Origin of the sequence: Paenibacillus sp. FSL H3-0329 (genome assembly GCF_037963285.1) — a bacterium.
Classification (GTDB): Bacteria; Bacillota; Bacilli; order Paenibacillales; family Paenibacillaceae; genus Paenibacillus_AQ; species Paenibacillus_AQ odorifer.
On the sequence record NZ_CP150150.1, the window covers coordinates 1,324,774 to 1,337,177 of the forward strand.

The 12,404-nt window shown below is 42.1% G+C and carries 14 protein-coding genes; 13 read left to right on the forward strand and 1 reads right to left on the reverse strand.

Annotated features, from left to right (window positions below):
* Positions 1 to 12: 12 nt before the first annotated feature.
* Positions 13 to 474 carry a DUF2621 domain-containing protein gene (locus NSQ66_RS05810; RefSeq protein ID WP_036681700.1) on the reverse strand — a complete coding sequence of 154 codons (462 nt, stop codon included), beginning with the start codon at positions 472 to 474 and terminating at the stop codon, positions 13 to 15.
* 172 nt (positions 475 to 646) lie between these two features.
* Here NSQ66_RS05810 and NSQ66_RS05815 point away from each other — a divergent pair, with 172 nt between their 5' ends.
* The 13 genes from NSQ66_RS05815 to NSQ66_RS05875 all read left to right on the forward strand — a co-directional run bounded on the left by NSQ66_RS05815 (position 647) and on the right by NSQ66_RS05875 (position 12,394).
* On the forward strand, positions 647 to 1,756 hold the full coding sequence (locus NSQ66_RS05815; protein ID WP_036681702.1) for a deoxyribonuclease IV: 1,110 nt from the start codon (positions 647 to 649) through the stop codon (positions 1,754 to 1,756).
* 63 nt (positions 1,757 to 1,819) lie between these two features.
* Entirely contained in the window at positions 1,820 to 2,719 is a 900-nt protein-coding gene (purU, locus tag NSQ66_RS05820; RefSeq protein ID WP_036681703.1) for a formyltetrahydrofolate deformylase, read from the forward strand.
* Between the two features lie 175 nt (positions 2,720 to 2,894).
* Positions 2,895 to 3,644, forward strand: a complete 750-nt coding sequence (locus NSQ66_RS05825; RefSeq protein WP_036681705.1) for an SAF domain-containing protein — start codon at positions 2,895 to 2,897, stop codon at positions 3,642 to 3,644.
* Positions 3,645 to 3,656: 12 nt separating this feature from the next.
* Positions 3,657 to 4,721 carry a hypothetical protein gene (locus NSQ66_RS05830; RefSeq protein ID WP_076142340.1) on the forward strand — a complete coding sequence of 355 codons (1,065 nt, stop codon included), beginning with the start codon at positions 3,657 to 3,659 and terminating at the stop codon, positions 4,719 to 4,721.
* Positions 4,718 to 6,163 (forward strand): ATPase, T2SS/T4P/T4SS family, encoded by a 1,446-nt coding sequence (locus tag NSQ66_RS05835; protein ID WP_076142341.1) that lies wholly within the window; start codon positions 4,718 to 4,720, stop codon positions 6,161 to 6,163. Before NSQ66_RS05830 ends, NSQ66_RS05835 begins: the two co-directional genes overlap by 4 nt.
* Before the next feature lie 12 nt (positions 6,164 to 6,175).
* On the forward strand, positions 6,176 to 7,225 hold the full coding sequence (locus NSQ66_RS05840; protein WP_076142342.1) for a hypothetical protein: 1,050 nt from the start codon (positions 6,176 to 6,178) through the stop codon (positions 7,223 to 7,225).
* Positions 7,226 to 7,236: 11 nt separating this feature from the next.
* Positions 7,237 to 8,106, forward strand: a complete 870-nt coding sequence (locus NSQ66_RS05845) for a hypothetical protein (protein ID WP_036681711.1) — start codon at positions 7,237 to 7,239, stop codon at positions 8,104 to 8,106.
* A gap of 57 nt (positions 8,107 to 8,163) precedes the next feature.
* Positions 8,164 to 8,373, forward strand: a complete 210-nt coding sequence (locus NSQ66_RS05850) for a hypothetical protein (protein WP_076137569.1) — start codon at positions 8,164 to 8,166, stop codon at positions 8,371 to 8,373.
* Between the two features lie 5 nt (positions 8,374 to 8,378).
* Positions 8,379 to 8,522, forward strand: a complete 144-nt coding sequence (locus NSQ66_RS05855; protein WP_162636675.1) for a hypothetical protein — start codon at positions 8,379 to 8,381, stop codon at positions 8,520 to 8,522.
* 15 nt (positions 8,523 to 8,537) lie between these two features.
* Complete coding sequence (locus NSQ66_RS05860; RefSeq protein ID WP_076142343.1) at positions 8,538 to 8,918, forward strand: hypothetical protein; 381 nt, start codon at positions 8,538 to 8,540, stop codon at positions 8,916 to 8,918.
* 20 nt (positions 8,919 to 8,938) lie between these two features.
* A complete protein-coding gene (locus NSQ66_RS05865) occupies positions 8,939 to 9,436 on the forward strand; it encodes a hypothetical protein (RefSeq protein WP_076142344.1) in 498 nt (165 codons plus the stop codon).
* A 36-nt stretch (positions 9,437 to 9,472) separates the two neighbouring features.
* Positions 9,473 to 10,129 carry a hypothetical protein gene (locus tag NSQ66_RS05870; RefSeq protein ID WP_076142345.1) on the forward strand — a complete coding sequence of 219 codons (657 nt, stop codon included), beginning with the start codon at positions 9,473 to 9,475 and terminating at the stop codon, positions 10,127 to 10,129.
* Between the two features lie 6 nt (positions 10,130 to 10,135).
* The gene (locus NSQ66_RS05875) at positions 10,136 to 12,394 is read left to right on the forward strand and encodes a PKD domain-containing protein (RefSeq protein ID WP_076142346.1); all 2,259 of its coding nucleotides are present in this window, start codon (positions 10,136 to 10,138) and stop codon (positions 12,392 to 12,394) included.
* Positions 12,395 to 12,404 lie beyond the last annotated feature (10 nt).

Genomic DNA, 12,404 nt, shown 5'->3' on the forward strand with positions numbered 1-12,404 from the left:
ATTCATTAAAAATTACTTAAACAAATGCTGGTAAGCAGAGTAATCGATTTTATTCTTCTCGAGAAAATTGACAAGAAAACGGTTATCGCGCCGCGGTGTGGCAACTATGTAACCTTTAATACAGTGATCGCGAGTAACTTCTTTTGCATTGCTCTCGACGGCGATTTTTCCGATCTCGGCAGCAATAGAATGCTTCGCAATATCACGAAATGGCCCAGGTACAGGTTGAACAAGCTGGTCCAAAAAGGCCTTTGTTTCGTCACTCCAGAGCGGGCGGCTACGTTCCACCCAGTAATTTTGCCAGTCTAGCTTTGACTTTCCATCAGCTTTGGGCAGGACCTTTAGGAATTTGCGGAACATAAAAAAACCGCCGATACACATGGAACCAAGCAGCATAAATGTCCAGAAAGCGATAGAGTTCATAAACCAATTGCTCGGTGTGGATAATAAACCAAGTCCTGATTGGATAAACATGCATACACCACCTTTTGGCAATGAGGATTCTCACACGAATTATTCTCATATTAAAGTATAGCTTATTTCCAAAGTTTTGCGAAGCAGAACCCGGCATATTGGCCTCGTCTAGATTTATTTTTCCGATCACGGTAGAATAGGGGTTAATTCGTGAAGGAAAGAGGGAAGAAGTATGCTGAAAATAGGTTCACATGTGTCTTGCTCGGACAAGGGTCTTTTGACCGCAGCAAATGAAGCAAATGAGTATGGTTCCAGCTCGTTTATGATATATACAGGAGCGCCGCAGAATACGCGCCGCAAGCCGATTGATGCCATGTATCCCAACGAAGGGAAGCAGGTTATGAAAGAGAATGGTGTAGAGGAGATTGTTGTCCATGCACCTTACATTATTAATCTCGCTTCCTATAAAGAGAATACGTATCAACTGGCTGTTGATTTCCTGCAAGAGGAAATTCGCCGTACCCATGCACTTGAGGTCAAGCATATTGTATTACATCCAGGTGCGTTCACTGATAAAGATGCTGAATATGGTATTCAGCGGATTGCAGATGGCCTGAATGAGGTGCTTGGAGGCACGAACGAAACGGAAGTGCATATCGCTTTAGAAACTATGGCTGGTAAGGGAACAGAGATCGGCCGCAGTTTTGAAGAAATCGCTTCTATTATTGCAAAGGTCGAACATAATGAACGTCTATCGGTCTGTCTTGATACTTGCCACATTCATGATGCTGGCTATGATATCGTTAATGATTTGGACGGTGTTCTCAACAAATTTGATGAGACTATCGGATTGAACCGTCTTGGTGTAATCCACATTAATGACAGTAAAAATCCATGTGGCGCTCGCAAAGACCGTCACACTCCAATTGGCTCGGGTTGGATTGGCTTTGATACGATTAACAAAATCGTACATCATGAAAAGCTGGAAGGTCTGCCTTTCATTCTGGAGACCCCGTGGATTGGTAAAGATGCTAAGACACAACGTCCGATGTATGAGGTGGAGATCGCTTTGCTGCGTGGTAACGTAGCTGAACGCTTTGGACCGGAATTCGTGCAGGATGTTGAAACATTACGTGAATTTTTTGCCAAGCAGGAGATTGATTCCCGTCAATATGTACTTAATGTCTGGGAGCTGCTGAAGAACGATGCCAAAGCTAAAAAAGCTGATCCACGTGAACCACTGGAGCGTTTATACGATGAAGTTGTCGCTGCCCAGCTGTTCCCGCAACTAAGCGAGGAAGCTATTAATCATCGTTTAATTGCTTGGTTAGCAGGCAATTAAGCTCGTGAACGCTTAAGCTATACTTCAGATTGCGTATGTAGATGAGAGGATGGGAAGAGGGTCATGGAATTACACGTAAAAAGAAACAATTCGTCGGGTGTCGAGCATTATTCCAACCGGGCACGTATGCTTATTTCCTGCCCTGACGGACCGGGAATTGTGGCGGCTGTATCACACTTTCTGTATCAGCATGGCGCAAATATTGTGCAGTCGGATCAGTATACGATGGATCCAGATGGTGGAATGTTCTTTATGAGAGTCGAGTTTGACCTACCTGAATTAGGCGATCGTCTGGAAGAGATTCGCTCTCAATTTGGCGGAGTGGCGGAGCGTTTTAAGATGGACTGGAAGATCTTTAATGTTCGTCATAAGAAGAAACTTGCCATATTCGTCTCTAAAGAAGACCATTGTCTTGTTGAACTGCTCTGGCAGTGGCAAGCGGGCGATCTCGATGCCGATATTGCCCTCGTCGTTAGTAACCATTTGGATATGAAATCTTATGTCGAGTCGTTTGGCATTCCATTTCATCATATTCCAGTCACAGCGGATACTAAGGCTGAAGCAGAAAAACGCCAGTTAGAGGTCATCGGAGACGATATCGATGTGATTATATTGGCACGGTATATGCAGATTATCTCGCCGTCCTTTATTGAGCATTATCGCCATCAGATTATTAATATTCACCACTCTTTCCTGCCTGCCTTTATTGGCGGCAATCCATACGCCCAAGCGTATCAACGTGGGGTGAAAATAATCGGGGCAACCGCTCACTATGTTACTGAAGAACTAGATGGTGGACCGATTATTGAACAGGATGTGCAGCGGGTAAGCCACAGTGATGATGTTATTGAGCTGAAACGGATTGGACGTACCATTGAACGTGTTGTTCTGGCTCGTGCGGTGAAATGGCATATCGAGGACCGGATTCTCGTCCATCAGAATAAAACTGTAGTATTTAAATAAAGGTATTCTCCGGTGAAAGCAACGGTTATGCCCGAGGGCTTTCACCGGAATCCTTTAATTTAATAGTTCACTAAATCTCTATCAGGTAAAAAAGCATTTTACCAGCAGCTTGGCTATTTATGCCAAGGTGCTTTTTGTCGTTCTCAAAAATCATGTAGTTAAGGAGGTGGAAGGTTTGGCGTTACAGCGGGGACGTTTGTTAAAACGTAATTATTTTTTCGCAAGTCTCATTTTGATTACTGGATTCGGGGGATTGCTAGGTTATGATCTCTATTTCAAGCCCTACGTGCTTTCCCAAACCGTGGTCAAAGTTAAGGTGCGAGCTGGGGAGTCTCTACCTAAAAATTATGAGCTGAAAGCAAGTGATTTATATCTGGATTCTGTTCAGACCAAGGACATACCCTCTGGTGTAATTACGGAAATCGCACAAGTGGAGTACAAAATTACGAATGTGAATCTGACTAACGGTAGTATTTTGACAGCATCACTGGTGGATGTTAATGATTTAGAGCCTTTGCAGGATGAAGGTATATTTCCTATTCCGAAGGAGGCTATTTATGCCATCAATGGTTCGTTGCGAAGCCGGGATAAGGTAGACATTTATCTTGTAGAAGGTGAGCGAGAGAAGCAGCGAGAGGCGCTTGGTTCAAATACAGTTAAAAAAGAAAACGAGGAACAGGTGAAAGAACAAAGCTTGCTTAGCGATCCTGCTAAAGAGATCTTTTTATCTGGAGTTACCGTGAACTATGTGCGAACAGAAGACAATAATGATGTGCAGGATTCTGAGAAAGGCAACAACAATAACCGATTCACTTCTACTGGCAAGGTAGCGACACCAGAATTGAAGCTGAAGAAAAGTGAGGGTCAACGGCTAGGGCAATTTTTGGAGCAGGGCAAAAAGCTGTGGATCGTACGGGTAGAGTAGGGGGAGATTGCCTTGAAAATATTTAGTCTGGGCATAGATCAGTTAACGATTAATGATATCAAAAACGCGGGATTTAATGTAGTTACACAAAACGTGTATCCCGATCCGGCGCATACCGAAGGTCATATGTTAATGGTTACTAGTGACCAGGTACCTGTTCAAGCGCTTAGCGAGCTGCGACACAAATATCCAAGCTCTATGATCCTGTATTTATATCTGCAAAAGGGAATTCGCGGCTATCAAGCTGTGCATATGTTATGTGAAAGCTTAGGTTTATATTTTATTCCTCCTCGTTCTACCTCGTCAGCAGTGATAGAGAAGATTCGTTTTATCCTGGAAGAGGATGTCGAGGAACGGAGCAATTTGGTTGGCTTTTTTGGCTCAGGTCCAGGCATTGGCTGCACGAGTGTGGCGAAGCTGTTCGCAAGACGAATTGCTGCGGCAGGTCTACGTGTTCTTGTACTTGGTTTGGATTTATATGACCCCGGGTATGACCGCAAAGCGACGATAAGTCTAGACAAACTGCGCCCCAAGCTTACAGGGAAGATGATTCATGATGAAGATTTCGAGCAATTGATTAGGCAGGATGGCTATTTGTATCTACCGGGGAATTACGACTACTTAAGTGTCCAGGATTATCTGGAGGAGGAGATCGAATATTTCTTGGCTAGAGCTGGAGCAAATGCGGATGTGGTTATTGCTGATTTCGGTTCAATTCCCGAGAGTGCTGCGTGGTATGTCGGTATGCAAAAGTCGTCGTTACGTATGATTGTCACTCATCCTAAACATGAATACAGATTAGAACCTCTATTCGAGCTTGCGGGGCATATAGATCTGCGTCCGCATGATTTCCAGCTGATCATTAACCGCAGTAATGTGGAGGAAATATCTTCGTCCAAAAATATGGCCCTTAGATTTGGCACTGAAATCTTGCTGGAGCTACCGTATTACCAACCCTTGCAGGAAAGCTTGCCTCTAGGCAAAAAAGAGCTACAGCATGTGGATGATAAGGTACATTCTCTATTGGTGTCGATGGGATTAGCGCCAGAGGCCAAAAAGAAAGGGATATTTCTATGATTGAAACTCTCGCGAGTCGTCCACTCTTTTCTCTAAAACAAAGCGTGCTGCGCACTAGCAAACCGGGCAAGGAAGATTTTTATGCTTTTTTACAAAAAATGAAAACCGAGATGAACGAAGGGTTAGAACGTGAGGATGACGCTTACTTCGAGCTAAATGCAAAGGCATTAATTGGCGATCCGCAGGCAGTTAGCTTTTTTATGAATGAGATTGAGAAGTACTTACGAAAAACACCTTTTACTGGAAAGGTTCCAGAAGCGTACCGAACGGCGGCAGAGGCCCTGTATCACGAGTGGAAGGGTTTTGGACCAGCGTATCGTTGGTTTACTGATCGTGCATACAGCGAGTCAACCGGATTACAAATGATTGGGAAGCAAATTTTTTATAACCATAAAGGTGAGTTTATAGCTTACCCGTATGAGATGCCTTCACTGGATCGGGTGGAGCAGCTGAAGCGTTCCTTGCTAAAAAGTGATCCCAATAAAAAGCTGAACAAGGATAATCCTTCGGTGGAGTTCAAAATGGATGATCCGCTTTGGCCAGGTAGATTTATTCGGCTTGCGATTTGGGTATCACCTAGGGTCTGGGAGGGTTTTACTACGATATCACTGCGGCGACAGGTTGTGGAATTTCTGGATTTGGAAGATCAAGCGGGTACGGAATGTATTCCTGCCGAGGCGGTTGAGTTTATTCGGGCGTTATCGTCCACGTTTCGCAATACCATTATTGCGGGTGCTGTAGGGTCAGGAAAAACAACCTTTGCCAATACGATCGTTGGTGAGCAACTGCTTGGCTCTTCCTTCTGTATGGGAGTAGTGATGATTGAGAAACATCCGGAATCCATTTTACCGTATCAAATTAAAGGCCATCGGATTATTCCAATTCAAGCTGCGAATGAGGAACTGATGGAGGTGGGAGTAGAATCGCTGCGGCATGACCCGAATATTTTGTATATGACAGAGATGCGTTATAACGAGTGGGAATTTTATTTGTGGAGTGGGGAAAAAGGATACGACGGGATTACCGGAACCTTCCACACTGTGGATTCGGAGGACATTCCTTATCAAGGTGCATTTGCTGTATCCACAAGAATTGGCGGCAGTCTAAAGGGGCATTTAATCTCTGCGCTGAAATCATGCGAGCTGGTGTTTATTTTGGAGAGTGTTCCGAACGGGAAGAAGCGGCTGGCGCGAATATCAGAAATCTTTTACGAAGAGGATAGAAATTCAGTGTTTGCTAATGATCTTATGCGCTGGGAGCCGCAGGAAATGTGTTGGTCTTACAATGACAAGCTGACGAAAAATCTGATGCTGAAAATGACTAAGAAAAATGCGCAGGCTACGCAGATTGTCCAAAAAGAGCTGGGACGACTTGCTTCAACAAAGCCGATGGATCAGCCGCTTAAAGAAAGCTTGAAATCTAAGATAGTACTTAATGAGTGAGGAGGTGCTGCTATGGATTTACTATTGTATATTTTTCGTTTTGTCCTTCATTTATGGATTGCGTGGGGACTGTGGTTACTCACCAAACTGCTCATCGAAAGGCATTTACGGCAGGTATTCCAGAAAGTCGATTTTCGAATTAAACATAAGATGAGTATTTTTGGCAAAAGAGTTAGTTCGGTTAAAAAAAGGCTGTGGCTCTACCGCCATCTGGACAAGCTTCTCTATTTCGTACACCGAAAGTATGAGCCGGGCATTAGCGTAATGCGTTTTGTTATGCGTACAGCTATTTTATTTATTGCGGTTTTCTTATCAGGACTACTGACACTTAGTGAGCTCCCTGGAAGGTTGAGTTTTAACAATCCCTTTTTGGAGGGGATTACTTTTAATGAAGGACAGCCGATTCAGGGGGCGTGGAGATTTCCGCTTTTTATAGCTGTAATATCTGCGACGATTCCTTATTTTCGTATGAGATACATCTATGCACAGCGGAAGGTACATGGAAGCTACGATCTCCTCGATGTAGTCAAAATCTCCACCAAATTCACTCATTTGTCGGTAGATTCGATTCTTGATCGTACAGCGGATTTTCTAACAGATAAAAATGTACTAAAGAGTCCTCTGAAGCTGCTTGGTGCCGCATTTTCTAATTACAGTAATGAGAAGGAGCTTGTTGAGGAGGCAGGGAGATTCTCCAGTGCGATTGGCACCACCTTCGCTTTAGAGTTTATATCAGATTTGCTCTATGCCGAGAAGGAGGGAACCCGTTATTTAAAAAGCTCGCTAATGCTGTTGAATCGTTCTATGGAGCAGCAGAGAGAGACGATTTTAACTGTAAAAGCAGGAAGCAGAGATGCGATCAGCCTTGGCTTATATGGGAATCTTCTGGTGCTGGTATCTACGGTTGGAACCTTTATGTATATGCTGAAGCCCGATGTCTATTTCCAACTACAGTTCGAAACTACGGTAGGCCTTTCCTTTTTGATGGTGATCGTCTCCGGTCTTTTTATCTCTTTTGTGATCAGTACTATTCTTGCCAGGCCCAAACTGGACTACCACTAAGGTGATGAACTATGGATAGATTATTACTACTAATTACAGTGATCGGAATCGTGTATGTCGCATTACTTGTGTTTGTGAGCAGCAGCAGTAAGCAGGAACGATATCTTGTCCGACTGGGCATCCGGTGGAATTCGCTGGGTGAACACGTGCAGAGTGATAGATTTCAGCAATTGTTGAATGAATGCGGTTTATCAATTTCGGCTCGAAAAGTTACGCTATTTCGTTATTCAGCGGCAATCATCTATTTATTTAGCCAAGTCGTCAGCGATTTCATCCGATCTGTTCCTTTTTCATTCTATGACCCTCTAATTGCTCTACTTATTCTCGTAATCAGCAGTCCGATGCGTTATCTTCCGCTTGGTTGGGTGTTGGCGTGGCTTCACCAAAAGACGAATATTCAAAAAGATGGCGAGTTGATCTCCTTCATTCGTCTCTATGAGAATAATCGCCTACGTAAGCGCGGATATGTGCAGTTTGGTGCTTTTTGTGGGAGTACAGCGGGACATTTTCAATATATACGTCAGGACTTGTATGAGCTGTCAGAACGGGCAGTAGATGAGGGTGTGGAGGGGGCGATTGAATGGTTTTGTGCCAAATTTCCGGATAACCATCACTTTATTAATGACATCCGGTCCATTTTACTGGCTACAGAAGGTATGGATGATGACACGGAAGCTGCAAACTATTTGCGTGAACAAGGCAAGATTATCTCCAAAATCTCCAGCGATCAGTATTTAAAAAAATGGTCTTTCATCGGTGATCTATCGACGATTATTAATGTTATTCCATCGATTGCTACTTTTTTGATGATCGTTGCCATGGCGATGCAGTACATTTTGCTAATCAAAGGAAATTTTAATGGAGTCGGCATGTTCCAGTGAAAAATTGTATATTCAACCTTATTTTTAAAACCTAAAATAAAAAGGGAGAAATTAACAATGAAAAAAGACGCTATTTCTACAGGTTTGTTTATCGCTATCGGTTTTTTGTGTGTGGCCATCGTAATTGCCATTTTGATTCCTCTGGTGCGTGACGTGATTAATGCTGCCGATGATAATAGACCGACGATCCCGGGGGTATCTCTAACTCAACCGCTGGATTCCAGCCAGACTGCACTAACTATGTCCATGACTCACGTTTCGGTATAAGTCAGATGAAAAAAGACTCTATTTCCGTCGCTATGTTTTTGGCCATTGGCTTTGTAATTGCGGGGATGTTTGTCACGGTAGCTACGCATATGATCGGCAGCAGTCAGGACGATATCATCTCACATACTAAGCAAGTGGAACAGTATTAGAAGGAGGCGTGTCTAATGAAGGAGACCGTCCTCCGGGCATTGTTCATGTGGCTAGTCCTGTTTATTATCCTGCAGCCTATCTTCTCCTACATAGATTATCTGCTAGATTTACAGGTCAAAGCTAATACGTCCTATATCACACAAAAAGCAGCAACAGAGGGGATGGTTACAGCTTCTATGCGGAATGAAGTAATTTCAAATCTGAAGGCGATTGGATTTTTTGAAGCTTCGATAGAAATTACTAGCAGTACAGACACCGTTCAAGAGCGAAAGCAACGAATTGATGTGTATGTAACCGCGCCGCGGATAAATCTGTTTCCTTATAATTTTTCTACGGTTTCGCAGCCAACTCGATATTATGGGCATGGATCAATTATGAGTGAGTATCTCGATTGACTAAGGGATGAGAGTAATTTATGGATTACATTATTAAGCTGGCATTTGTCCTACTGATCTTTATCTACTCCTGGTTCTTTCAGATCCAGAATCAGGAGTGGGACCAGCTGCGCAGCATGTTAAAAGACGCAAATAATATCGCTGTTCACGATGCCGCACAGGAATTAGATGAGACCGAATTGACTCGTGGTCGTCTGATTATAGATCCTACAGAAGCGTACGATACTTTTCAGCAAACCCTGCAGAACAATCTAGGCCTTGATAGCGGCCTTTTCCCCCAAGGGAGCAGTCGTTTTAAGACACAAGTAAAGATTGTGAAATTCGATATTATTGATGATTCCGATGGTGTGACGTTTCCACTTTTATACGCGGATAGCGAATATGGCATAACCAAATACATCGCAGGTCCTTCGGTTATTGCCGTCATTGAGACGGAACACCCGGTTCTGATCTCAAGATCCAAAACACAACAGCCCATCAGGGTGCCAGCAGTTCAGGAGTATAAGTTCAATAAGTAATAAAATGCCAATTGAAGAAAAGGGAGAGATTCAGTGATGAAGAAGACCATTGTAAGGGCAGTTTTGACTACGACAATGTTATTTAGCATGGTATTGGGGCAGAACGTGATTACTAACGCAGCAGCGGTTACACCAATAGCCGCAGCTACACCAACAACTACAACTACAGTAAAATCTACTGCTACACCAGTACCTATTATGAGGGATAACTTAAGTAAATATGGTTTGAAAAAGGATTTGGAGTTGCCAGTTACGGTTACGGCGGGTGGGCTTAGTTATACGCTGGAGAAGTTTATGATTTATGATTTCAAGTCAAAAGATGCACAAAATCTAGTGAAACAATATGATTATGATTCTTTTGGAGTAATGGTTAGCAATCCTAAATATTTCATCTGGACAAAGATTACGATTAAGAATAACAGCAATAAAATTGTTAAAAGATCTTTAAATGATCAAAAAGAAAAATGGAGTTTAAGTTTACAAGATGGTGGGAGAATAGATCAAATTTGGCCAAAGATGAACGTGAAAAAGTTGAATAATAATGAAGCATTTTATTATTATACCCTTAAGCAAGGAGAACAATTAACTACTTACCAAGCTTATTTATATGATAAAGACTTTAAATATTTTGTGGTTCGTTTGTTTCATGACGGTGGATTTGATGAAAAATTTGTAGTCAATTCTCCGGAGTAAGTAAAAATGAAAAAAATAATCATCTCATGTCTATGTTTTTTATTGCTCATTCAGCTTATGACACCTATTTCAGTGCAAGCAGCCGAGACCAAATTAACCTCGGTTGCTGTACCTATTACTACTGGTTTACTAGGATCGAATAATGCTGCTAAAGATTTTTATTTGGAGCTTCCTAGTGGAGTATCTAGTTCTTCAGTTAAGACTAATACTTTAAAATATAGTGGATCTAATGAAAAAACCAACCTCTCTCTTGAGAACGGGAAAATTAAGATTACATTAAAAGGAGTCTCTAATCAAAAACATATTAAAGAAGTACAGGGTTACAGAGCCTCTTTTCAAGAACGTTATAAGACTGAAATTTATAATTCAATATGGTTATACTCTGACGGAAGAAGATGGCAAATAAATCAGTATGATGAAAAAAAAGATAGTATGGTGACAGATGATAAAGCTGCAACGGATGGCTATCCTTCAAAAAATCCACCAACAACATTAGTAACTGCAGGACCTTATCAAGATAAAGAATACCTAAAATGGTACAACGGATCGAAAACTGAGGTCATCGATTCTCAAAATATCATTGAGTCTACTATTAAACCTAAAGTAACCGAAAAATCTTCATATGCTCAAGATCCAAAATTTAAAAATGGAAGAATTATTTTGAACTATACGATTCCTGCAGGAGTACCTTGGGATCCTGAAGATAATACGGGTTTAACTGGAAAAGCAGAGGGACGAAGATATAAGGCATTTACAGAATATTATTACACCGCAGACGCTAAAGTCACCACCTACAGCTACGGGGGAACAGTCAGCTTTGAATATGGTCTCCCAGATGAAGCTACACTCACAGGTTCTGCAATTCTAGAACAACCTAATCCAAACCCAATTAAGTTTGATAATAAGAATGTACCAGTTAAAATCGCTTTGAAAGGTGAACTTCTATCCTATAAAGATACTTCGAACATTTCAGAATGGATTTTTTATGCCAAAGAGAAAGGTAATGACAGTTCACTCCAGACAAAAAAGGTGTATAGCAAAACTCTAACGGCAAACGAAACTTTCAAGTTTGAAATTCCGAAGGAGAAAGTGGCAGGTAAAAGTAACTATAGTCAAGAGTACGAACTAAGTATAGTAGTGAGATTTAAGAATGAAGTCGTGACCAAAAGAAGTAAGTTCGACTTGTTAAAAGAATCTTTTACAGTCAAAGCAGGAGTGTATACAACTTCAGATCCTCCGGGAGGAGGTTTTCCAGGTCCGACATCACCGCCAGAACTACCAAGAGAGTTAAAACCTCCAGTAGCTCTTATAAATGCACCCAAAACTGTAAAAGCAGGACAAGAGTTTGTAGCCAGTGCAGCAGGGTCGTATGACCCCGATGGTTATATTACGGATTACTTTTGGGATACGCCTAATGCTAAGGGAGAATTGAGCACTTTGCCAAGGGGAACGCTTTGGTATGATAAAGACCATTTGGGGGAACAAACACTTGCTTTGACTGTAATGGACGACGACAAAATGACTGGAAGTACTAGTACTGAGGTTAATGTCATTGAGCCAAAACCAGATGCATCTATCAGGGTAGATGGTACATTAAAGCAAAATCGAAAGGTTATCATACAAAGTTACGTTAGTAGCCCGACCCACTACCCATTAATAGATGCTAAGACTAAATTCACGATCACAGCCGTATCAGGTGGAACGAATTCTGATATTAAATATAGCGGATCGCTGAACGGAGTATATAGCAAAGATGTGCTATTCAAGAAGCCAGGGAAATATAAAGCAACCATTTATGTGGAGAATACATTAGGGCTAACTGCGAGAAACGAAACAACTTTTGACATAGCTCCAGACCAGAAGCCTTTTGCATACTTTACGATGGCTGGAACAGTGTATCGCAATCCTTCAGATGGTAATCAAGCGACCCTATCAATAGATGATATGTCGTACTCACCAGACCAAGATATGGTGGCTCGAAGGCTTTGGGAATACCGCTACGATTCTGATAACAACGGAAATTTTTCGGGTGAACCATGGGTTATTTTTAATAATCAGAATTTAGATCGTTTGAATCTCAAGGTAAAGGAAGTCGGAAAATACGAAGTAAGACTAACTGTATTTGAAGAGTTTGGCCAGCCGACCATCGAGGAGTTTGTGACGCAGGCTGATCGGCAATCCATAGATTCAGAAGTTACACAAAATGTGATCGAACGGATCTTCACGGTTAAAAATCAGGCACCTGATGTCGATTGGTCATGGTAGAGAGGATTAG